Raw genomic sequence first — 22,012 nt, 5'->3', positions numbered from 1 at the left:
AGATAATGTTTAGAGTTCTCTTTTTAATGATCGCCTTACTTGCCGGATTGATTGCAGGCCCTTACCTCTCCGGTCAGCAAGGTTATGTCAGAGTTGAAACGGCAAACACCGTATATGAAATGTCACTCACCACATTAGTGATTCTCTTTGTAGTTACACTTGCAGTGATTTATTCGTTAGAGTGGTTGGTGACCCGTTTCTTCCGTTTAAGTAGCAATACCTATAACTGGTTCTCTCGCCGTAAACGCGTGAAAGCACAGCGTCAAACCCTTGAAGGCTTGATGAAAATGAATGAAGGCGATTATGCCAAAGCAGAAAAACTGATTGGTAAAAACGCAAAACATTCTGCCGAGCCAGTATTAAATCTGATTAAAGCCGCTGAGGCTGCTCAGCAACGCGGTGATGAATTCAGTGCAAACCGTTATTTAATTGAAGCGACGGAGCTTGCAGGTTCAGATAACCTGGTCGTTGAAATTGCTCGTACCCGTATTTTATTACAACAAAATAAATTACCGGCTGCGCGTAGTTCCGTCGATAGCTTACTTGAAATGTCAGATCGCAACAAAGAAGTATTAAAACTTGCTGCTGAAATTTATAGCCGTTCTAAAGCTTATCAAGCTTTAGATGAAATCTTAGATTTAATCGAAGGTTCAGGCTTATTCTCAGCAGAAGAATTTAAAGCGCTTCAACAAGAAACAGAAAATGGCTTGTTAGATGAGAAAATGAATGAAGAAGGCGTTGAAGGTCTGCTTGCTTGGTGGGAAGCTCAACCACGCCGCCGTCGCAATGACTTAGAGTTAAAAACCGCTTTAATTCAACGTTTGATTGATTGCAACGACCATGAGTCAGCTTATGAATTCACGCTTGAAATTATGAAAAAATTGGGTGATAACACTCCAATCAGCCCTGAACTTTGCACGCAAATCACTCGTTTACAAGCGGAAGATAACAGCAAACTGCTCAAGTTAGTGGAAAAACGTGCAAAACGTGCCGATGAAAGCCAACGTTGTTGCCTCAATCGTGCATTAGGCTATCTTTATGTGCGTAATAACGAGTTTGCTAAAGCAGCAGAAGCATTTAAAGAAGTGACTGCTTGCCCAACCGAACTTCAACCAAATGATGTCATGATGGCGTCTTATGTGTTTGAACAAGCTGGCGACAAAGCAGCAGCGGAAAAAATTCGTCAAGACAGTTTAAAATCAGCCATGTCTATTCAAGATAAACCTGCTGAAATACAAGATGAACCAAAAAAAGACGAAGAACCAACCGCACTTATTGCGAAACGTGATTAAAATAAACAAAGACGGGGCTGAATAAAGCTCCGTTTTTTATTCTTTCTCTCTTGCAGATCTTATTTGAAACGTATCTCTTATTACATTTCATTATAAATAATGCATTTCCATTCTTTTCTCACCGATTCAAAATTTTTTACTATATCGTTACGCAAACGATTAAATTATAAAAAATGAATTGGGATTATATTTTAAGCGTCACCCCACGTTTTATTCACGCCACGCTGATGACGCTTCATCTTGCCTTTTGGGGCATTTTATTGTCGCTAGTGATTGGTGTGATTTGTGCGGTGATTACCACCTACAAAGTCAAATCATTAACTTGGTTAGTAAAAGGCTATATTGAACTTTCTCGTAATACGCCTTTATTAATTCAAGTATTTTTTCTCTATTTTGGGCTGTCTAAAATCGGCCTAAAATTAGATGGGTTTACTTGCGGCATTATCGGCCTGGCATTTTTAGGTGGAAGCTATATGGCAGAAGCCTTTCGTGGTGGTCTGGAAGCAGTATCAAAAGGACAAATTGAATCTGCCTTAAGTATTGGTCTCACCCCTTTTCAAGCTTTTCGCTATGTGATTTTCCCGCAAGCCTTTGCGATTGCTACACCTGCAATCGGAGCAAATTGCTTGTTCTTAATGAAAGAAACCTCAGTGATCAGTGCCGTTGCCGTAGCCGAACTGATGTTTGTAGCGAAAGAAGTCATCGGGCTCGATTACAAAACCAATGAAGCCTTATTTTTATTAGTGGTGTTTTATTTGATCATTCTATTACCGATGTCTCTGTTCATCGGTCATTTAGAACGCCGTACTCGGAGAGCAAAATATGGGGCTTGAGTTATTATTCCAAGGTAGCAACATTGAACGCTTGCTTAACGGTTTATGCGTGACGGCTGAAATTGCGTTCATTTCTGTCTTCTTCGCCTGTATTTTAGGCGTGATTTTTGGCGTAAAAATGACGAACAGAAACCCAATTATCAAAGCCATCTGCCGCTTTTATTTAGAATTTGTACGTATTATTCCATTATTAGCCTTACTTTTTCTCGCGTATTTTGGTTTGGCAAAATGGTTTGATATTCACTTAGATGGCATTTCTGTATGTATTTTGGTGTTTATTTTCTGGGGAACAGCAGAAATGGGGGATTTAGTGCGTGGTGCATTAACTTCCATTGAAAAACATCAAGTGGAATCAGCCTACGCTTTAGGTTTAACGCCGTTTCAAACCTTTGTGTATATTTTACTTCCACAAAGTTTAAAACGTGTGACACCAAGTGCGATTAACCTCTTTACCCGCATGGTAAAAACCAGTTCCTTGGCAATGTTAATCGGTGTAGTAGAAGTGATAAAAGTCGGTCAACAAATTATCGAGCATTCATTATTTAGTAATCAATCGGCGGCGCTTTGGATTTACGGTGTCATTTTTAGTTTATACTTTGTGATTTGTTACCTGCTATCCTTATTTTCCCGTTATTTAGAAACCCGTTGGGAAAGTTAATTTTTATTAGGAAAACACATGGCGTTATTAGAAATTAAAAACCTCGTCAAAAATTACGGTGATGTAGAAGCACTCAAATGCATTAATCTTTCTATAGAGAAAGGCGAAGTTGTCGTTATTTTAGGTCCATCGGGTTGTGGTAAAAGTACTTTTTTACGCTGCCTAAATGGATTAGAAGAAATAAAGCGCGGTCAGATTTTGCTGCAAAATGCAGGAGAGTTAGGTAAAGACATTCCTTGGGTCAAAGCACGTCAACGCATTGGGATGGTATTCCAAAGTTATGAACTCTTCGCTCATTTATCAGTGATTGACAATATTTTGCTCGGTCCTTTAAAAGTACAAAAACGCGATCGCGCAGAAGCTGAAAAACAAGCCGATGAGTTACTTAAACGTGTAGGTCTATATGACCGAAAAAATGCCTATCCGCGTGAATTATCAGGTGGGCAAAAACAGCGAATTGCTATTGTGCGTTCACTTTGCATGAACCCTGAAATTATTCTGTTCGATGAAGTCACTGCTGCCCTTGACCCTGAAATGGTACGCGAAGTACTTGATGTGATTTTAGGTCTTGCCAAAGATGGTATGACGATGCTCATCGTTACCCATGAAATGAACTTCGCCCGTCAAGTCGCTAACCGCATTGTGTTTATGGATAAAGGGCAAATCATTGAACAGGCAAAACCGGAAGATTTCTTCACGAATCCAACCACGGATCGTGCGAAAACATTCTTAAATATCTTAAATTATGAACCGAGAGGGACAAACTATGAAGAAAACATTTAAAACATTGACCGCACTTTTAGCCACTGCCACCTTAGCATTTGGCTTAACCGCGTGTAATGATAAAGAGCCCGCTAAAGACGGAGCAAAAACGGTTTCAAGCCTTGAGCAAATACAAAAAGATGGCAAAGTGCGCATTGGTGTATTTAGCGATAAACCACCATTTGGTTATGTGGATGCGCAAGGTAAAAGCCAAGGCTTTGATGTCGAAATTGGTAAAGCGATCGGTAAAGACTTATTAGGTGACGAAAACAAAGTGGAATTTGTTTTAGTGGATGCCGCAAACCGTGCTGAATACTTACTTTCTAAGAAAGTTGATATTATCTTAGCTAACTTTACTGTGACACCAGCTCGTAAAGAAGTGGTAGATTTTGCTAATCCATATATGAAAGTGGCACTCGGTGTCGTTTCAAAAGATGGCTCAGTCATTACTGATCTTGAACAATTAAAAGGAAAAACTTTAATTGTAGATAAAGGTACCACAGCTGATATTTTCTTTACCAAAAACTATCCAGATGTGAAATTATTGAAATTTGAACAAAATACAGAAACCTTTGAAGCCTTACGTGATGGTCGTGGTGATGCATTATCTAACGACAATACCTTCTTATTCGCTTGGGCAAAACAAAATCCAGGTTATACTGTGGGCGTAAAAAACTTTGGCGATCAAGATGTTATTGCACCAGCTGTTCGCAAAGACGCACCTGAATTGTTAAATTGGTTAAATAACGAAATCCAAACCTTAGGCAAAGATGGTCGTTTAAAACAAGCTTACGAAAAAACTTTATTGCCAGTTTATGGTGATACCGTCAGCGAAAGCGATATCGTGGTTGAATATAAATAATTTAACCCCATTCACTTCCCCTGTAATTTCCCCACAGGGGAAGTGAAAAACGCTTTATTTTTGATCGCTCTTTGAAAGATGTGGTGTAAATCTCGCCTTTAATGGCATTCTTTCTTGAATACGTTCACGATTAATCTGTAACGCCGCCTCTGTGGCTTCATAGTCCAACCATAAACTTGGATCATCAGGTAACGTTTCATTCCAAATATACTGCACGTTAAAGCCTCGCGCCTTACATTCCGCATGCAATGCATCATAGCGTTTCTTTAAAAACGCCAATTTATTAAAGAAAAAGCGTACATGCCCTTCACCTAACTTATATTCTGCAGGCTGTCCTTTTAAGTGATATTTACCTTTCGCCACGGCGTTAGGAATGCGGGTTAATTCACGATGCTCCGCTAAAAGATGCTGATCACAAAGCTCCTCAGGTGGAACAAGATTAATTCGAGTCATAAGAGATACCAAATAAAAAGGAACATAGTACGGGGCGTAAAGGTATTTGTCTATCTCATAATAAATACGACTCAAAAGATTAATTATTTTTCTTTGATTTTCACATGAATCAACCTTTGTTAAACTCATTAAAAATATCGCTATTGAAGGAACCCGCATGTCTGTCAAAACATTTGAAAAATTGACCGCACTTTTAGATGAGCATCAAGCACGCTATCGTGTCGTTGAACACCCCACAGCAGGAAAATCAGAAGAAGTGGCTAAAATCCGTGGTACAGAATTAGGGCAAGGGGCAAAAGCGTTAGTATGCAAAGTAAAGGGAAATGGCATAAAACAAGCGGTATTAGTGATATTGCCAGCTGATCAACAATCTGATTTAAGCAAAGTGGCGGCCTATTTAGGTGGCACGAAAGCCTCTCTTGCTAGTCCGGCAGAAGTAGATACCTTAACTGACTGTGTATTTGGTGCAATTCCGCCTTTTAGCTTTCATCCTGATTTGTTTCTAATTGCTGATCCTAGCTTACTGTCTCGTTATGATGAATTGGCATTTAATGCAGGTACGTTAGAACGCTCTATTATTCTCAATACACAAGATTATGCCTCAATCGTTCAGCCCACATTAGTGGATGTAATAAAAACCAAATAGAGAAAAGATTGGTTGTCTTTCATTTGATTGATACAATGCTTCCGTTTTTCTATTAATTGGACATCTCATGAAAAAATATCTTAAAGCATTTATTCTTTTTCCGTTGATTATTCAAATTATTGGCACTGTCGCCTTAACATTCTCGAATAATGATACTGATCAAATTCAGAGCTCGGTGCTTTCTGTCTTTATTGTCGCTGCAGTGCCGACTTTTCTCATTACGCTTTGGGCGGCATTTCACCGTTATGCAAGCTACAACGTGAAAGCTATTGCATTAATTGCAGGATTAATCGGATTTAGTTACACAGTCGTGGCAGGATTCTTTTATGCCACACTCGTTAATGACATGGGATTTGGCGAATGGTTACGCGCAGGAGGATTAGAAATTACCTGCTTAATGGCTGCAGGTTTGGCACTTTATTCTGTTATGGTATTACCGCTCTTGTTACCGAAAGAACGCCCACTATAAGGCGATTTGAGGCGAATATTGAGCAGTTAAATCCACCAAATCTGCTAATGAAATTGACCGCACTTGATTGTTTTCTGGCAAAAGTGCGGTTAAATTTCTAGCTAAAATATCCTGCTCCAACACAAAACATTGCCCTTTGCATTGAGTAAACATTTCCCCATACTTCACAGCTAACAACACGCCATCTTGCCATAAAACCACCGCATCATTTTCCGTGATTTCAGTCAAATAACGTTGAAGGTCTGTCTCAGAATAATGAGCTTGAGAAAAGGTATAAAGCATAATATTCCTTAAAACGTAAACACTTTTTCTGCTTGGCTAAGTTTCTTGATCAACGAAGTGCGGTCAATTTTTTCAGCAGAAATAATGAGTTGTTCTGTTTGCAAATTGTATTGGTCGAGCGAATCGGCACAGACAAAGCGCTGTTCAATATCGTATAAATCTAATAATTTAAAGGTACGAATAAAATCTTTTTGTAACAATAACTCAGGATTTTGCCCATCGAGTAAATTTAATACGCCATCATCGATAAAAAAGACACCAATTTCCTCTTCATCACAAAATGCTGTCGCAGCAAGCAAAGCATCTAAACCTTCACGAGAAATCGCGTTTCCATGCGGTGCGGTACGAAATAAGAATGCTAGCTTCACAATGTCACCACCCGATCCGCTTTTAATGCCATCGCCATAAACTCGCCTAAGCCTGTAATCTCAAAACCTTCTGCAAGATTCGTATGATCCGTATCTTTTGCCGTAAGCGCATCCACTACGCCACGACGTTGTGAAGCCGCCACACATAAATGCAAAGGGATATGATGCTGCGCTGAAAAGGCTTGCCAAGCTTGCGTGAGATTAAATTCATCATTGGCAGGATAAACCAAGCCATTGCCATTACTCACACCGTCTTGGAAAAAGAAAATTTGGCTAATGGCATGCTCTTTTTCGAGTAACGCTTGGGCAAATTGATAGGCAAGAAAAGCCCCTTGTTTTCCATAAACGGGACTTTTCACGGCGAGAACATAGTTCATTATTCTTGCTCTTGTTTGATTTGACGAATATACAAATACACGGTGTGGCGAGAAATCGCGAGGCGATCAGCCACTAAATTGATCGCATCTTTAATATCAAAAATGCCTTTTTCGTAAAGTGAAATCACAATCTGACGGTTCTTATTATTATTCGAAACCGAGCGATCTGCATTCACTTCTTCAATGGTTTTTTCTACCGTTTGTGCCACCAATTCTTCCACTGAACTTGCAAAATTGACGGAAGAGGTTTCATTTTGTTCCTGCGTTGGCATAAAGGCCTGCATAAATTGAGAAACCGGCACATCCAAATTAATATTGATACAAAGTAAACCAATAATGCGTTGTTTGCTATTTCGAATGGCGATAGTCACAGACTTCATCAACACATTGCCCTTCGCACGCGTGAAATAAGGCTTAGACACACTCTCACTTTGCATATTACGCAAGGATTTCAAGGCTAAATCCGTAATCGGTGAACCCACTTGGCGATTGGTATTATGCCCGTTGGCAATACAAATGGCAGAATGCTCAATATCTTCCAAAGAGTGTAATACGATTTCACAATGCTCGCCAATCAACGCGCTCACGCCATCAACTACTGCTTTATAGGAAATCAGAATAGCACGATCTTCATCGGTGAAAGGTTGTCTATCGGTTAGTATCATTTTTCAAATCTGGTAGGGAAAATGACCGCACTTTGGACAAAGTGCGGTTAAATTAAGGCTTATTTTTTAGGATTAACGTCTAATACTTCAACGTCGAAGTAAAGCGTTGCATCAGGTGGAATTGAATCGCCTGCACCTTGTTTGCCATAAGCTAATTCAGGTGGAATCACTAATTCGATTTTACCGCCTTTCTTCACTAACTGAAGGCCTTCAGTCCAACCTTTAATCACTTGGTTTAATTTAAACTCAACCGGTTGACCACGTTCAACAGAGCTATCAAATACTTTACCATCTGGTAATTTACCGGTGTAATGTACTTTCACAGTATCTGTTGCTTTAATCGCATCACCTTTACCTGCTTCAGTGATTTTGTAAAGTAAGCCATCTTTGGTACTTTTCACGCCATCTTTTTTCGAAAATTCAGCGCGGTATTTATCACCTTCTTCTTTTGCGGCTTTCGCTTGTTGTTCTACTTTTGCTTTAGCAGCAGACACTAATTGCTCTTGAATGCCATCTAAGGTCTTTTGAATTTTTTCGTCTTTACGAACATCAACTTTACCTTCTAATGCATCTTTTAAGCCATCTAAAATACGCGCATTGTCGTATTGAATGACTTCTTTTTGAGCATCCACTAAATCTTTTACTTGGTTACCCATTAACGCACCCACAGCATAAGACGCATCACTTGCGCTTGGCGCGGCTTTATCTTCTGCAAAAACAGAACCTGAAACGACCGCACTTACCATAAGTGCAGCAAGAGAAAGCTTTTGAATTTTCAACATTTTGCTTGATCCTTTATAATAGAAACGGAATAGTGAATAGGTTAAATCGGATTGACCAAATTCACAACATTTTTTTAGAAATTAGAGAAATTTTATGCAAAATCAACAAATTTTAGAAGATCGCATCGCTGAACTTGAAATGAAAATTGCTTTTCAAGAACAACTTTTAGACGAACTCAATCAAGCATTAGTTCAACAACAGTTTGATATGGATAAAATTCAACTTCAACTCCGCTATCTCGCCGGCAAATTAAAAGATATGCAACCTTCTAATATTGCTAGCCAAGCAGAAGAAACGCCGCCTCCGCATTATTAAACAACAAACCGCACCTAAAAGTGCGGTCTGTTTTGCTTTCGTTTTTTATTATTGCATACGAGCTTGAATACGTTCTGGCAATCTTAATCCAACGAGAGCAACAAGGACAATTGTCCAGAATAAGGTCACATACACAAGGGCTGAACCCAGTCCTACTCTTTCGCTAAGTGCGGCGGCAATCACAGGAGACACCCCTCCACCGATCGCAGCGAAGTTATAGATGAAACCGATACCTGTGCTTCGCATTTCAGCCGGGAAGAAAGTCGCCATATATTTTGGTACTAAACCGGCAATCCCTAAGTTAGTTGCAAGTAAGAAGAAGAGCAATGCACCAAGGGCTAACACATTATTTTCTGGCAAATAGAATACTGGGAAGAGGAAGAAAAGTGATAACAATAAGCTATATACAAAGGTTTTCTTCTCACCCAATTTATCACCGATAAAGCCTGCAATTAAGGTACCGATGAGGATACCAAAGCCTGCCCAGAACATCAGTGATTTCACATTTTCAGCATAGCCGTTTTCTTTGAGGTAAAGTGGAAGCAAGCCTACTACCGGCCAGTTTACGGAGAAAATTGAATAACAAACTAAGAAAATAATTAAGGTAATTGGTAATTGTTTTTTAGTAAATAGGTCAGTAAGTGGCACTTTATTCACTTTACCCGCAGCTTTCGCTTGCGCCCATTCTTCACTTTCAGGTGCATGGCGACGAACATAGAGTACTAAAGCAACCGGAGCTAAACCAATAAAGAAAGCCATACGCCAACCATAAGTTTGAGATACCCAAGGAATCACTTGAGAGGCAAGAATATTACCAATGGAAAAGCCACTCACTAAGAATGCGCTGGCTTTTGTACGTAAATGTTGTGGCCAGCTTTCAATGGCATAAGAGGAAGAACACGCATATTCACCTGCCATCCCCATACCGATAATCATACGGAAGATGAAAAGCCAAATATAACTGGTGGATAAGCCGCACAAGAATGTGCCAACGGAATACGTGATAATGGAAACAATCATCGCCAAACGACGACCATATTTATCGGCAAAACTACCAAAAATCGCCCCACCTAATGGACGTGCGACGAAGGCCGCAAGTAATAGTGTGGATGTTTCCGTTGTGCTCATGGCGAATTCCTTTTGAATATCCAAAAGCACATAAGTGATAAGCATATAATCGAAGCCATCAAAAACATAACCTAACCAAGCCGCAAATAACGCTTTTTTTTGCGTAGGACTGACTTCTTTATACCATGGTAGTGATGTTGTCATAACAACCTCCTTTCCTTGTATTTGAGAATTTTGTGGTTTAGATCACAGAATTTAAAATCACTGCTAATTTCTGCTTGCATAACCAAAGATAAGACGTATGATGTCTTATGTCAATTGGAGAGAATGAGAGCTGGATCACAAATTCAGAAAATAGATTAGAAAATGAGAACAGAAATGAAAAAAACAAGTAAAAAAGAAGCAAGTCTCGTTTTGCAGGATAAAATCAAATCGCTCATCATTAAACAAAATCTCAAATCTGGCGATTTGATGCCAACAGAAAATGAACTGATTGAACAACTTGGTGTAAGCCGTTCCAGTTTACGTGAAGCCATTAAATCTTTAGAGGCGCTACACATTTTAGACATTCGCCATGGTGTTGGTACCTTTGTGAGTGAATCCTCTCTTGTACCAATGATTCGTGGATTAAGTTTTCACACTCAACTGAATTTGCATAATGATCATAATCAGCTGATTAATATTTTGGATATTCGGGAAATTTTAGAATACGGTTTTGCCCCGATGGTGTTGGGAAAAATTAGCCAAGAACAGACCGTACTTTTGCAAAAATCAGTGGCCAACATGGAAAAAAATGCCCGTGAACAAAAATTTTCCCCTAAAGATGAATACCACATTCATTTAAAACTTTATGAACCATTAAATAACCCATTACTGATTCAATATTTAGATGCGTTTTGGCAAATTTATCAGCAAGTAGAAAAAAGCTTACCACCACCAATACTTTCTCCTGAAAAATTAGCTATGCAACACCGTGAATTAATTGATGCCGTGGAAGCACATGATTTGGTACGGATGCAACGCGCGATCTTGCAATATTTCCAAAGTATTCGCCAACGCTTACAACAAGGAGGGCATGATGCAAACTAATGGATTAAACATCGCCTTAATCGGCTGCGGCTTTTTTGGCGTTCAGTTGGCTTCAGCATTTGATAAAGCCCAAGCAAACTTAATTGCAGTGGCCGATATCAACCCTTCTCTGGCACAAAAACTCGCAGACCAATACGGCAGCCAAGCCTTTTTTAGTGAGGAAGAAATGTTGGCTAAAACTAAACCGGATTTAGTGGTCATTGCCACACCAAACTATGCCCATTATTCCCCCGCTATCTTAGCGTTAAATGCAGGCTGTCATGTCTTTATTGAAACGCCTTTTACCTTAAGCTCTTCTCAAGGCCAACATTTACGCCGTCTTGCTGAAGAAAAAGGTAAAGTCATTTTTGTGGGCCATTTGGAACGTACGTTACCTGGCATGTTAAAAGTCAAAGCGGCTTTAGAACAAGGAAAATTAGGTCGCATTACAGTAGCACGTGCTATGCGTCAGCGTTGGATTGAAAACCTACCAAACAAAGAATGGTGGAAATTAGATGCCAATCTTACGGGTGGTGAGCTTTTCCACCTCATTCATGAACTGGATTTACTCTGTTGGTTATTAGGCGATATTGAGGCGGTCTTTGCTCAAGCCGCTAATCAAGCGCATCACGATACGCCAGACAGCCGTGATGTGTTGCAACTGTTACTACGTTTTGAAAATGGCGTGTTAGGTTCGCTCGAAATGGGTACCGCTTATCGATTACACCAATGGGGCATTCAAATTCATGGTGAAAACGGTGTGATTGAAGTCAATTTCTTTACCTCAAGTGTCACATTTAATTATCTAGATGGAAAAATAGAACACGTTGATTTATTTGATGAATTTGAGGCTGATTTATCTTTACGCGAAAGTGCAAAAGGCACTCAGCAATATAATGTCACCCACGCACCCTGCCAACTTTGGTTAAGCCGAGCGGCTGAAATCGAAGTGCAAAGCGTGGTAGAGCACTTAACGCAAGGAAAAACCAGCCCATTAAGTCTATGTTTAACTGAAGCCATCGAAGTTGCAGAAGCAGCGAAGCAATCCATGGTAACGGAAAAACAAATCTCAGTGAAAAAATAAGGAGTTTATTATGATGCGATATGGTGTTGTTGGCGTTGGCTATTTTGGTGCAGATTTAGCCCGTTTCATGAATGAATTTGATGATGCACAAATTACCGTAGTATATGACCCTGAAAATGGTGAAACCATTGCTCAAGAATTACAATGCGTAGCGGCAAAATCTCTTGAAGAATTAGTCACTTCACCTGATGTGGATTGCGTAATTGTCGCCACCCCAAACTACTTACACAAAGAACCGGTCATCCTTGCAGCAAAAAACAAAAAACATGTTTTCTGTGAAAAACCTATTGCCTTAAGTTATCAAGACTGTGATGACATGGTGCGTGCTTGCGAAGAAAATGGCGTCACTTTTATGGCTGGTCATGTGATGAACTTCTTTAACGGTGTTCACCATGCCAAAGAATTAATCAATCAAGGTGTGATTGGTAAAGTGCTTTATTGTCATACTGCACGTAATGGCTGGGAAGAACAACAACCAACCATTTCATGGAAAAAAATCCGTGAAAAATCTGGCGGTCACTTATACCACCATATTCACGAATTAGACTGCGTACAATTCATTATGGGTGGTATGCCAAAAACCGTTACCATGGCAGCTGCCAATGTTGCCCACAAAGGCGAAAAATTCGGGGATGAAGATGATATGATTTTTGTCACCATGGAATATGATGACAATCGCTTCGCTGTTCTCGAATGGGGTTCGGCTTTCCGTTGGGGGGAACATTATGTATTAATTCAAGGGGAAAAAGGTGCGATCAAACTGGATATGTACAATACCAAAGGCACCCTTCGTGTGGATGGAAAAGACACTTATTTCCTCATTCACGAAACCCAAGAAGAAGATGATGACCGTACCCGTATTTACAACAGCACAGAAATGGACGGCGCGATTCAATACGGTAAACCGGGCAAACGCACACCACTCTGGTTGAGTTCTATCATGAAAAAAGAAATGCGTTATTTAAACGACATTCTGCATGGTATGGAACCAACTGAGGAATTTGTAAAATTACTCACCGGTGAAGCAGCCCGAGCTGCCATCGCCACTGCCGATGCGTGTACCCGTTCTCGTTACGAAAACCGCAAAGTTGATTTATCAGAAATCATCGGTAAATAAAAACAATGTAAAAAAACAACCGCACTTTGGTTGAAAAATCAAAGTGCGGTTGTTTTTTACATATTTTTGAAGAAACTTACGGTGATAACCGCTCTATTTCCCATTTTCCATCATTGAATAAATAACAAATTCGGTCATGCAGTCTACTTGGGCGACCTTGCCAGAATTCGATACGATCAGGAATCACAAGATAACCGCCCCAATGTGGTGGGCGTGGGACGTTTAATGGGTGTTTTGCTGCAATCAGAGCAGCTTTTGCTAATAAAGATTTGTGGCTAGAAATGACCGCACTTTGCTCGCTGGCCCAAGCGCCAATTCGGCTGGTGTAAGGGCGAGTCGCAAAATATTCATCTGATTGTTCAGGCGAGATTTTTTCGGCTTTGCCCTCAATACGCACAGAACGTTCTAATTCAGGCCAAAAGAATGTCAGGGCAACGAAAGGATTATGTTCTATGGCACGACCTTTTCGGCTGTGATAATTCGTGAAAAAGACAAAGCCTTGTTCGTTCACTTCTTTTAACAGTACCATTCGACTTGTTGGACGACCGTCTTCATTGACCGTCGCAACATTAACACCTGTCGGCTCATTGACTTTAGCCGTAATCGCTTCGTTGAGCCATTTTTCAAATTGTTTTATTGGATTGGGATCGCAATCATGCTGAGAAAGCGCCTGTTTGCAATAATCCTCACGAATATCATGTAAGTCCATTTTCTTTCTCCTTTTGCTTGAAAACAAAAAGCCCTTGCAACTGCAAGGGCTAGTATAGTCCGTTAATTATTTACTATCAACACTCACGCCATAAAACGCATCGTAGCCGAATGGGCTTTGTACGTAACCTTTTACGCGAGGGCTAAGTGGTGCAAAACCAACTGAGTGTGCAACTGGAATCCATGGCGCTTGCTCATGGAAAATCACTTGTGCTTTTTTATAAAGTGCCGCACGCTCATCTTTATTGGTTAAGCCAATCGCTTTATCTAATAAGGCATCAAATTCTGCATTTTTGAAACGAGCAAAGTTTGAGTTGCCAGCGTTAGCACTTGCAAGTAACGGAGAAAGGAAGTTATCCGGATCACCGTTATCGCCTGACCAACCAAAGATACCCGCCGTTAATTCACCTGCTTTAGCACGTTTTTGATAGTCAGCCCATTCAAACGTGACTGGATTTGCTTTTACGCCCACTTTCGCCCAGTCTGCCATCACAAGTTCAGCCATACGTTTTGGATTTGGGTTAGACGCACGTACCACCGGTTGAATCCAGAAGTCCGTTTCAAAACCGTTTGGATAACCTGCTTCTGCTAAAAGCTGTTTCGCTTTCTCTGGATCATACGGATAATCTTGGATTTCATCGTTATAACTCCAAATTGTTGGCGGTAGTGGGTTTTTCGCTGCAGTGCCCGCACCTTGATAAACCGCTTCAATAATTGCTTTTTTGTCCACCGCATAGTTCAATGCTTGGCGCACTTTCACGTTATCAAATGGCGCTTTCTCTGTATTGAATGCGATATATGCCACGTTCAAACCTTTTTGTTCCAAAAGTTGTACTTTCGGATCAGTTTTCATCTTGGCTAAATCCGCCACGTTCGGGAAGAGAATTAAATCACAAGAACCCGCTTGTAACTTCGCATAACGCGTCGTCGCATCTGGTACGATACTGATCACTAAACGATCAAGCGGTGTACGACCTTTCCAATAGGTTTCATTCGCTACGTATTGTGCCGCTTGGTCAGTTTTGTAATCCACAAAAATAAACGGACCTGTACCCACTGGTTTGTTATCAATCGTTTCTGGTTTACCCGCTTTCAGCATCGCATCTGCATATTCAGCGGAATAAATAGAGATAAAGTCCATTCCCAAGCTTGCTAAGAAAGTCGCATCTTTTTTATTCAAGGTGATACGAACGGTGTTGTCATCCACTTTCTCAACTGATTTTAATAAATCTGGGAATTTCATCGCTTTGAAATATGGATAAGTCCCTTTCGATACGTTGTGATAAGGGTGGTTAGGATCTAACTGACGTTGGAAAGAAAAGATCACATCATCCGCATTAAAATCACGTGTTGGCGTAAATTCTTTTGTCGTATGGAACTTCACTCCTTTACGTAAATGGAACGTATAAGTTAAACCATCGTCACTGATGTCCCAGCTTTCAGCCAAGGCTGGCTCAAGGTCAGTTGAACCTTTTTTAAATTCAACCAAACGGTTATACACTTGTTGTGAACTCGCATTGTAGGATGTGCCTTCCATTACCAATGCCGGGCTAAAGCCAAGTGGTGCTTTTGCCGTACAGTACACAAACGTGTTATTGCCCGAAGGTTTTGCTGTTTCTGCTTTCGTACTTTCTTTTGCAGCAGAACCAGATTGATCACAAGCCGCTAAAAACAAACTCGCTGCAATAAGAGTTAAGGTCGCTTTTAATTTCATTAGTTGTCCTTCTTTAATCGGGTCAGATACCCAAATATGAATATAAAATTTTACTTAAGATATAAGCAAATCAAACTTTTACGAAATAAGAAAAAGATCTTTCTTATAACAAATTAAACTAAGGTATTCAATATCATCGTTTTTTCCGCAAATGATCCCCGTCTGTTTTGTGCAAATAGCTCAATATCCAAACTAATGCGATCGCAAAAACAGAAGTGGTCAGAAACGTGTAACTGAAAGCATGTTGTAATGCTTCACCTTCGTTACCAATGAATTGACGGTATAACGTTAAAATAATAGATGCTACGGCGATACCAAAACCAATACCCACTTGTTGCACAATGCTCAATACCGTCGAGCCTACACCGCCTTGTTCCTGTGATAGATCCCCGACTGTGAGTGTATTAATTGAGGTAAAAATCATCGACATACAGGCACCGTACCACATCAGATTACATATAATCCATATCGTTGATGATGAGGAATCAAGCCATGACATAGAAACCGTTGAGCCAGCCATTAAAACTGACGATAAAATTAATGTCGTTTTATAACCTAGCCTATTTAAAATACGCCCAATAAAGCGTTTAAATACGACGGACATTAGCGCAATAGGTGCAAGCAACCAGCCTGATACTTCAGCTGAATAACCAAAGGAAAGTTGGAACATTAATGGCAATAAGAATGGCACAGCCGAACCGGAAAGACGGATAAAAATATTGGCTGTAATGCCTAATCGGAATGTTCTTGTATTGAAAAGAGATAACGGCAAAATGGCACGATCATTACCCTTCGCATAAAAATAATAAGCCATCAATAATGCCATGCCAATCGCTAATGCACTGTACGTGGTTATGCGATCACTATGACTTTCACCGAGTAAATCAAGCCCGAGCGTTAAACCCACTAAACCAAATGCAAAGAGTAAAAAGCCCGTCCAGTCTAACTTAGACGCATTACCCTTATGATTTCCCATCACTTTAGCCGCCGTCCAAAAGCCTAACATACCAATAGGAATATTGATTAAGAAAATCCAATGCCATGAGGTATGCACCACAAGCCAACCACCTAAAATCGGGCCAAGAATCGGACCAATGAGTCCTGCTGTCGCCATTAAATTCCAGGCATTAATTAATTGATTTTTCGGTACGGTTTGAATAATCGCAAGGCGAGCGACAGGCATCATAAATGCCCCGCCAATACCTTGGATAATTCGTGCGAGCACAAGGGTTTCAAGAGAGATTGACATCGCACAAGCTACCGAGCCGAATACAAAGGTAAAAACAGCAGAACGGAAAACAGTGAGCGTACCGAATTTCGCTGCCGCCCAAGCAGTTAAAGGAATAAATAAAGCAACCGCAAGAGAATAGGCGATAATCGCCATTTGCATTTCAAAGACAGGGGTTTGAAGATCTGTTGCAATAGTTGGTAAGGCAGTATTTAAAATAGTCGCATCCAAGCTTTGCATAAACAAAGCCATGGAGGCCACCCAAGCCAGCCCTTTATAGTGCTGACGTTCTATTACTGCGTCTTTTTCCACCATTGATAAATAAACTCAACGATCTGTTCAATGTGATTAATATCTAATAAAGTGTGGTCAGTTTCAAGAGAATAATTCGTTGCTAAAGCCAACACGTTTTCATCTAATTCCGGCAAAGGTTTTATCATCTCTTGTCGATGCAACAGAATCTTTGGAATAGGTTCTTGTTTAAAGCCTTCCACCAAAACCAAATCTGTTAAATGACGATCAAATTGTTGGCTTAAATAGGCTAATGAAACCGGCTCTTGAGGCGTTTCTGTCATTAATGCCCAACGAGTATCACATGCCATAATAACTTGTGCAGAACCCGCCTCTTTCATTCGCCAACTATCTTTGCCCTCTTTATCCACCTGAGCGTTGTGATGGCTGTGTTTAATCACTGAAACATGTAGGCCTTTTTTAATTAATTGAGGAAGCAATTTTTCCAGCAATGTGGTTTTGCCACTACCGCTGTAACCCGTAATACCAAGAAGAGGAAGGGGATTATTCATTGTAAAAACCTTAAGAAAAATGACCGCACTTGATAAAACAAAACCCCGCAGGACGGGGTTTAGCTATCAAAATCCATTAGGTGAAGAAAGTATAGCAAGGGGAAACAAAATAGCAACTTTCTTACGTCTACTGAATTATTTTAGGAATGTCACGCCTTGTACAATTTGCTTAGCCGTAGCGATTGGAAGCTGACCAATAAACGTAATTTCTTTATCACCTATTACTTTACTATAAATCGTGTAAGCGCCCTGTCTCCACGTATTTTCTTTTGCTGCAATACGATCTGCTTTATTAACATATAATGTAAAAGTAAAAAGCCCATCACTAAATAACGCATTTTCAATCACTTCTTCATTCATAGAATCTTGATTCTGACTCACCAACTCAAATCCTTGTGGTAACCAATCAGGTTTCCAATTTATTCTAAAGGATGATTCCTGCTTACTTTCATGTAAAAACGGAGGAGTGGAAACTTTATTAAGGTAATCGGTTAAACCACGTAAACGATTATCAATATACAAGGTGACAACACGAAATTGATCTAGTAAATTTCCTTCTCTATCCAACATATCTGCACGTAATAATAATCCATTATCTTCATCTAAAAAAACAAGATATTGATAGCGAAAATCATCTTTAGGCACAATACGAATTGTATCGACAAATCGGCCTGCAATTCGGTCTTTTCCAAGCTTAATAAAATCATAATACTGATTGAGTTTATTAAAATCAGTACGAATAACGGCAGGAAGCGCATCAACAATATATCCACTATTAATCGTAAACGCTTGGGAGCCAGGTTGAAAATAGCTAACTAAATTATCCCGTTGGATAATTTCTTGCTGTTCCCCATCGAGAGTGACTAGCTGAGCATAGACTTTTTGCTCTTGTTTAATATGACGATAACGAAACGAATCCATATTGGTTGGCGATGTTTGTACAAAAGCAACTTCATAATTTAAATCGCTCATAGCTTGTGACATCTTATTTAATGCCTGAAGAGAATCTTCAGCTAATACCGCAAAAGGCAATAAGCATAAGCTCAAAAGAGTCGTCAATTGAGAAGACATTTTCTTCATAAATAAACCTATCCATAAAAAAATTCACCACGCCTAAGGTGGTGAATTCAATTCATTGCAACAACTATTTAGCTTGATTACTACCTACATTTAAACTATCTGCATGAATGCGACGCTGTAATTCATAGTTTTGTAACATCGTACCAATACGGCGATTTTTTTGCTCAACCTGTTCCGAAGTCGCTACATCTTTGGTCGGAGCGTTGTAACTTACTTCTTGAACAGAATTGTTAAATGGTAAGGTTTGTAAAACTGGGTTTTCAGGTGTAACCGAGGTGCTTTTTGCATTGAATGATTGCACACCTACTACTGCCACTAAACACACGCCTGCCGCCACAGCAATTTGTGTCATTGGTGCAAAGAATGCTTTTAATTTTTGCACAAATGGTAAGCTGTCTGCTTCTTCTGGTGTTGGTTGAGAGACAGTAATCTCTACGTGTTTTACTTCTTCTAATTCAATTAAGTCCGCCATTTTCGCCGTAAAATCAGCACCTAATAACACTGGTGACTCTTTACGCATAACCGATCTTACTGTGTGATATGCCGCCCAAGATTTTTGTGAATCTTTATCCTGACAGAGTTGTTCCGTCAACTCGGCACTGACTTCTTCTCCATCCATGTAGGCTGAAAGTAACTCTTTTTGCATTTTATAAACTCCGACTTTATTTTAACGTTGCATAAGCGGTTGTATTTTGTTCTCAATCACTTCCCGAGCGCGGAAAATGCGAGAACGTACAGTGCCTACTGGGCAATCCATTATTTCTGCGATTTCTTCGTAACTTAACCCTTCAAGCTCGCGCAAGGTAATCGCAGTTCTTAAATCTTCTGGCAAACTGTGAATAGTATCAAACACCACTTTTTCTAATTCGCTAGATAACATTTCGTTTTCAGGGGTATCTACATCACGTAGATGAGTTCCCACATCGTAGCTTTCGGCATCTTCCGCCAAAATATCTTCTCTCGGTGGACGGCGCCCCTGTGCCGTTAAGTAATTCTTTGCCGTATTAACGGCAATTCGATATAGCCAAGTGTAGAATGCACTATCGCCCCGAAAGGATTCAATGGAACGATAGGCCTTAATAAAGGATTCTTGTACAACATCTGGAATGTCGTTATGAGAAATGTAGCGGGTTAAAAGTCCGGCTACTTTGTTTTGATAACGAGAAACCAATAAATTAAAGGCTTTTTTATCGCCTTGCTGCACTCTTTCTACCAAAACCTGATCTGTTAGCTGTTCAGCCATATATCTCCTATGCTACGTCTAACACGCCTTCATATATTCAAGACAGCAAGCTATTGTTGCTTTATCAGACAGAGTTAAAATTGAAAAGTTCCTTATGTATAAAAATTTCAAAAAATTAACGGACATTCGTTTTCTGCACATCTTGGATATATTCAACCATCGCTTGCACTTCAGCATCGTCTGATTGACTGCCATTAAAAAACCACGAAAAAAGTTGTAAATCCGTGGCGGCAAGTAAACGAATAAAAATATCTTTTTTGTCGTCAGTCAGTTGGTCAAAATGCGCTTTATAAAAAGGCATGATGATTTTATCCAGCTCAAGCATACCTCGACGACAATCCCATTCAATGCGGAGTTTATTGTATTTATCCATAATTTCTCCCTAAATCATTGTAATTATACTTGATAAATGAAAAGTGCGGTTACAGATTACCGCACTTTTTAATCAACGAATCTATTATTCTGTCGCCTTCGGCTTAATCACCGCATAAACCACACCGGTTAATAATGCCCCCGTTGCAATTGCACCTAGGTAGAGTAATGGTTCAGAGACAAATGGAATCACAAATAAACCACCATGTGGTGCTTGCAGAGAAATATTCAATGCCATTGAAATCGCACCCGCAGTTGCACCACCTATCACCGAGCTAATAATCACACGCAATGGATCGGCAGCTACAAACGGTAATGCCCCTTCAGAGATAAAACATAAGCCTAAGACAAAAGAGGCTTTACCTGCATCACGTTGATTACTGGTAAATTTACTGCGAGCAATCCAAGTTGCAATCGCCATACCAATTGGCGGCACCATACCGGCAGCCATAGCCGCAGCCATTGGGGTATGAACTTGAGAGGCTAACATTCCCACGGAGAACGTATAAGCTGCTTTGTTTACTGGACCGCCCATATCAATACACATCATCGCACCGATAATCGCACCTAACACCATCGCATTGACTTCACCCATGGATTTTAACCAATCGCTTAAGGTGGTCATAATTTGTGAAACCGGTGGGTTAATCACATAAATCATGGCGAGGCCAACAATCAAGGTACCAAAGAGCGGTAGAATTAGAATCGGTTTTAAGGAAGTTAAACTTGCTGGCAATTTAATGGTTGCATTTAATCCTTTCACCACATAACCCGCTAAGAAACCCGCGATAATACCACCTAAAATCCCAGCGCCCGCCGTGGTGGCTAACATCCCGCCAATGAGACCTACCGCGAGCCCTGGACGGTCTGCGATAGAAAAGGCCACATAGCCGGCAAATACCGCAATCATCAGATGGAATGCCGCGCCACCACCGATATCCATTAAGGCTTTTGGAATACCATGAAAAATTGTTTCATCTTTGAAGGCTTCAATACCAAACATAAAGGAAATCGCGATTAATAAGCCACCAGCAACCACCAACGGCAACATGTGCGATACACCCGTCATCAAATGTTTATAGACGCCTTTTTTCTCGCTACTTTCTTCTGATTTAGCAGAAGATTTTGCTGCACCACCTTCGTAAATTTTCGCTTCTTTAAATGCCTTATCGAATTCCTGTGCCGTTTTCTTTAAAGCCAAACCAGTCGAAGTACGATACATCGGTTTACCTTGGAATTTATCTAACGGCACATCAATATCGGCCGCAACAAAGACTAAATCTGCCGCAGCGACTTCTTCAGGCGTAATTTCATTACCTGCGCCCACTTGGCCACGCGTTTCGACTTTGACCTGCCAACCTTGTTTTTTTGCATAGGTTTCAATGGCTTCAGCTGACATAAAAGTATGCGCAACACCCGTTGGGCAAGCTGTCACCGCGACAATATTTTTGACGCCAGAAACGCCGCTAAATCCAACCGCACTTTGAGTCGGTTGAACATAGTCCACTGCTTGATTGAGTGCATTCGTCAGCGTGACTTCAGGTGAAGCAATCACCGTGTCTTCATTAGCTAAAAAGACTTTTTTCCCCACAAGATCAGCAGAGTTTGGCAAACTAGATCCGAAAACAATCACTAAATCCGCCTCTTTGGCTTGTTCAACCACAGTATGATTGGCTTTTTTCGCGACCTCGCTCAATACTTGGCGAAGTAAATAGGCTTTTGCCGCACCCATTTGCGGAGATTGAGTTAAAAACAAATTCAT

27 protein-coding genes are annotated in these 22,012 nt (G+C 40.3%); 11 read left to right on the top strand and 16 right to left on the bottom strand.

Annotated elements, in window-relative coordinates; genetic code table 11:
- The first annotated feature begins 5 nt into the window (after window positions 1-5).
- The 5 genes from ACXVWP_RS07835 (at window position 6) to ACXVWP_RS07815 (ending at window position 4,407) form a co-directional block, all read left to right on the top strand.
- Window positions 6-1,292, top strand: a complete 1,287-nt coding sequence (locus ACXVWP_RS07835; protein ID WP_289902410.1) for a heme biosynthesis protein HemY — start codon at window positions 6-8, stop codon at window positions 1,290-1,292.
- Window positions 1,293-1,465: 173 nt separating this feature from the next.
- Entirely contained in the window at window positions 1,466-2,125 is a 660-nt protein-coding gene (locus ACXVWP_RS07830) for an amino acid ABC transporter permease (protein ID WP_049364192.1), read from the top strand.
- Window positions 2,115-2,783 carry an amino acid ABC transporter permease gene (locus ACXVWP_RS07825; protein ID WP_369866763.1) on the top strand — a complete coding sequence of 223 codons (669 nt, stop codon included), beginning with the start codon at window positions 2,115-2,117 and terminating at the stop codon, window positions 2,781-2,783. The genes ACXVWP_RS07830 and ACXVWP_RS07825 overlap by 11 nt, the downstream gene beginning before the upstream one ends.
- A gap of 18 nt (window positions 2,784-2,801) precedes the next feature.
- A complete protein-coding gene (locus tag ACXVWP_RS07820; RefSeq protein WP_289902408.1) occupies window positions 2,802-3,566 on the top strand; it encodes an amino acid ABC transporter ATP-binding protein in 765 nt (254 codons plus the stop codon).
- Entirely contained in the window at window positions 3,550-4,407 is an 858-nt protein-coding gene (locus ACXVWP_RS07815; protein ID WP_054420144.1) for a cysteine ABC transporter substrate-binding protein, read from the top strand. The genes ACXVWP_RS07820 and ACXVWP_RS07815 overlap by 17 nt, the downstream gene beginning before the upstream one ends.
- Window positions 4,408-4,461: 54 nt before the next feature.
- Here ACXVWP_RS07815 and ACXVWP_RS07810 read toward each other — a convergent pair whose 3' ends face one another.
- Complete coding sequence (locus tag ACXVWP_RS07810) at window positions 4,462-4,860, bottom strand: pyrimidine dimer DNA glycosylase/endonuclease V (RefSeq protein ID WP_289902407.1); 399 nt, start codon at window positions 4,858-4,860, stop codon at window positions 4,462-4,464.
- 157 nt (window positions 4,861-5,017) lie between these two features.
- Between ACXVWP_RS07810 and ACXVWP_RS07805 the strand changes: the two genes are divergently transcribed.
- Together ACXVWP_RS07805 and ACXVWP_RS07800 are read left to right on the top strand one after the other, a co-directional pair.
- Window positions 5,018-5,506 carry a YbaK/prolyl-tRNA synthetase associated domain-containing protein gene (locus ACXVWP_RS07805; protein WP_128787861.1) on the top strand — a complete coding sequence of 163 codons (489 nt, stop codon included), beginning with the start codon at window positions 5,018-5,020 and terminating at the stop codon, window positions 5,504-5,506.
- 67 nt (window positions 5,507-5,573) lie between these two features.
- Window positions 5,574-5,975, top strand: a complete 402-nt coding sequence (locus ACXVWP_RS07800) for a hypothetical protein (RefSeq protein ID WP_005694870.1) — start codon at window positions 5,574-5,576, stop codon at window positions 5,973-5,975.
- Here ACXVWP_RS07800 and tusB read toward each other — a convergent pair.
- Genes tusB through fkpA form a run of 5 tightly spaced genes read right to left on the bottom strand, consistent with a single transcriptional unit; the run spans window position 5,970 to window position 8,449 of the window.
- Window positions 5,970-6,257: a sulfurtransferase complex subunit TusB gene (gene tusB, locus ACXVWP_RS07795; RefSeq protein WP_128787862.1), complete on the bottom strand. Its 288-nt coding sequence runs from the start codon at window positions 6,255-6,257 to the stop codon at window positions 5,970-5,972. The two genes, ACXVWP_RS07800 and tusB, sit on opposite strands and share 6 nt — an antisense overlap.
- An 8-nt stretch (window positions 6,258-6,265) precedes the next feature.
- A complete protein-coding gene (gene tusC / locus ACXVWP_RS07790) occupies window positions 6,266-6,625 on the bottom strand; it encodes a sulfurtransferase complex subunit TusC (RefSeq protein ID WP_049364201.1) in 360 nt (119 codons plus the stop codon).
- Complete coding sequence (gene tusD, locus ACXVWP_RS07785; protein WP_369866762.1) at window positions 6,622-7,002, bottom strand: sulfurtransferase complex subunit TusD; 381 nt, start codon at window positions 7,000-7,002, stop codon at window positions 6,622-6,624. Before tusD ends, tusC begins: the two co-directional genes overlap by 4 nt.
- On the bottom strand, window positions 7,002-7,667 hold the full coding sequence (locus tag ACXVWP_RS07780; RefSeq protein WP_075875883.1) for a helix-turn-helix transcriptional regulator: 666 nt from the start codon (window positions 7,665-7,667) through the stop codon (window positions 7,002-7,004). Before ACXVWP_RS07780 ends, tusD begins: the two co-directional genes overlap by 1 nt.
- 59 nt (window positions 7,668-7,726) lie before the next feature.
- Window positions 7,727-8,449 carry an FKBP-type peptidyl-prolyl cis-trans isomerase gene (gene fkpA, locus ACXVWP_RS07775; protein WP_128787865.1) on the bottom strand — a complete coding sequence of 241 codons (723 nt, stop codon included), beginning with the start codon at window positions 8,447-8,449 and terminating at the stop codon, window positions 7,727-7,729.
- A gap of 94 nt (window positions 8,450-8,543) precedes the next feature.
- On the opposite strand from fkpA, the gene ACXVWP_RS07770 reads away from it, so the two are divergent.
- Window positions 8,544-8,765 carry a SlyX family protein gene (locus ACXVWP_RS07770; RefSeq protein ID WP_005699194.1) on the top strand — a complete coding sequence of 74 codons (222 nt, stop codon included), beginning with the start codon at window positions 8,544-8,546 and terminating at the stop codon, window positions 8,763-8,765.
- A gap of 48 nt (window positions 8,766-8,813) precedes the next feature.
- On the opposite strand, the gene ACXVWP_RS07765 is transcribed toward ACXVWP_RS07770, so the two are convergent.
- Entirely contained in the window at window positions 8,814-10,037 is a 1,224-nt protein-coding gene (locus ACXVWP_RS07765; RefSeq protein WP_329505980.1) for an MFS transporter, read from the bottom strand.
- A gap of 174 nt (window positions 10,038-10,211) precedes the next feature.
- Here ACXVWP_RS07765 and ACXVWP_RS07760 point away from each other — a divergent pair, with 174 nt between their 5' ends.
- Genes ACXVWP_RS07760 through ACXVWP_RS07750 form a run of 3 tightly spaced genes read left to right on the top strand, consistent with a single transcriptional unit; the run spans window position 10,212 to window position 13,102 of the window.
- Window positions 10,212-10,922 carry a FadR/GntR family transcriptional regulator gene (locus tag ACXVWP_RS07760; protein WP_289902405.1) on the top strand — a complete coding sequence of 237 codons (711 nt, stop codon included), beginning with the start codon at window positions 10,212-10,214 and terminating at the stop codon, window positions 10,920-10,922.
- Window positions 10,912-11,985, top strand: coding sequence for a Gfo/Idh/MocA family protein (locus tag ACXVWP_RS07755; RefSeq protein ID WP_289902437.1), 1,074 nt, complete (start codon window positions 10,912-10,914; stop codon window positions 11,983-11,985). Before ACXVWP_RS07760 ends, ACXVWP_RS07755 begins: the two co-directional genes overlap by 11 nt.
- A gap of 10 nt (window positions 11,986-11,995) precedes the next feature.
- Window positions 11,996-13,102: a Gfo/Idh/MocA family protein gene (locus ACXVWP_RS07750; RefSeq protein ID WP_049371401.1), complete on the top strand. Its 1,107-nt coding sequence runs from the start codon at window positions 11,996-11,998 to the stop codon at window positions 13,100-13,102.
- Between the two features lie 76 nt (window positions 13,103-13,178).
- Here the strand turns inward: ACXVWP_RS07750 and pdxH are convergent, their stop codons facing one another.
- From pdxH to ACXVWP_RS07705, 9 genes are all read right to left on the bottom strand, one after another.
- Window positions 13,179-13,811: a pyridoxamine 5'-phosphate oxidase gene (pdxH, locus tag ACXVWP_RS07745; RefSeq protein WP_049364208.1), complete on the bottom strand. Its 633-nt coding sequence runs from the start codon at window positions 13,809-13,811 to the stop codon at window positions 13,179-13,181.
- A gap of 66 nt (window positions 13,812-13,877) precedes the next feature.
- Complete coding sequence (locus ACXVWP_RS07740) at window positions 13,878-15,524, bottom strand: ABC transporter substrate-binding protein (RefSeq protein ID WP_128787869.1); 1,647 nt, start codon at window positions 15,522-15,524, stop codon at window positions 13,878-13,880.
- 133 nt (window positions 15,525-15,657) lie between these two features.
- Window positions 15,658-17,067, bottom strand: a complete 1,410-nt coding sequence (locus tag ACXVWP_RS07735; protein WP_128787870.1) for an MDR family MFS transporter — start codon at window positions 17,065-17,067, stop codon at window positions 15,658-15,660.
- Window positions 17,046-17,555, bottom strand: a complete 510-nt coding sequence (gene mobB, locus ACXVWP_RS07730) for a molybdopterin-guanine dinucleotide biosynthesis protein B (protein ID WP_128787871.1) — start codon at window positions 17,553-17,555, stop codon at window positions 17,046-17,048. Before mobB ends, ACXVWP_RS07735 begins: the two co-directional genes overlap by 22 nt.
- 135 nt (window positions 17,556-17,690) lie before the next feature.
- On the bottom strand, window positions 17,691-18,635 hold the full coding sequence (gene rseB / locus ACXVWP_RS07725; protein ID WP_049356887.1) for a sigma-E factor regulatory protein RseB: 945 nt from the start codon (window positions 18,633-18,635) through the stop codon (window positions 17,691-17,693).
- Window positions 18,636-18,699: 64 nt separating this feature from the next.
- Window positions 18,700-19,281 carry a sigma-E factor negative regulatory protein gene (locus ACXVWP_RS07720; RefSeq protein ID WP_128787872.1) on the bottom strand — a complete coding sequence of 194 codons (582 nt, stop codon included), beginning with the start codon at window positions 19,279-19,281 and terminating at the stop codon, window positions 18,700-18,702.
- A gap of 21 nt (window positions 19,282-19,302) precedes the next feature.
- A complete protein-coding gene (rpoE, locus tag ACXVWP_RS07715) occupies window positions 19,303-19,878 on the bottom strand; it encodes an RNA polymerase sigma factor RpoE (protein WP_458473342.1) in 576 nt (191 codons plus the stop codon).
- Between the two features lie 115 nt (window positions 19,879-19,993).
- Window positions 19,994-20,251 carry an FAD assembly factor SdhE gene (locus tag ACXVWP_RS07710; RefSeq protein ID WP_014064432.1) on the bottom strand — a complete coding sequence of 86 codons (258 nt, stop codon included), beginning with the start codon at window positions 20,249-20,251 and terminating at the stop codon, window positions 19,994-19,996.
- An 84-nt stretch (window positions 20,252-20,335) separates the two neighbouring features.
- Window positions 20,336-22,012, bottom strand: coding sequence for a fructose-specific PTS transporter subunit EIIC (locus ACXVWP_RS07705; RefSeq protein ID WP_297568931.1), 1,677 nt, complete (start codon window positions 22,010-22,012; stop codon window positions 20,336-20,338).

Source organism: Haemophilus sp. SZY H56, from assembly GCF_054332415.1.
This window is presented reverse-complemented; position numbering and strand designations above follow the sequence as displayed.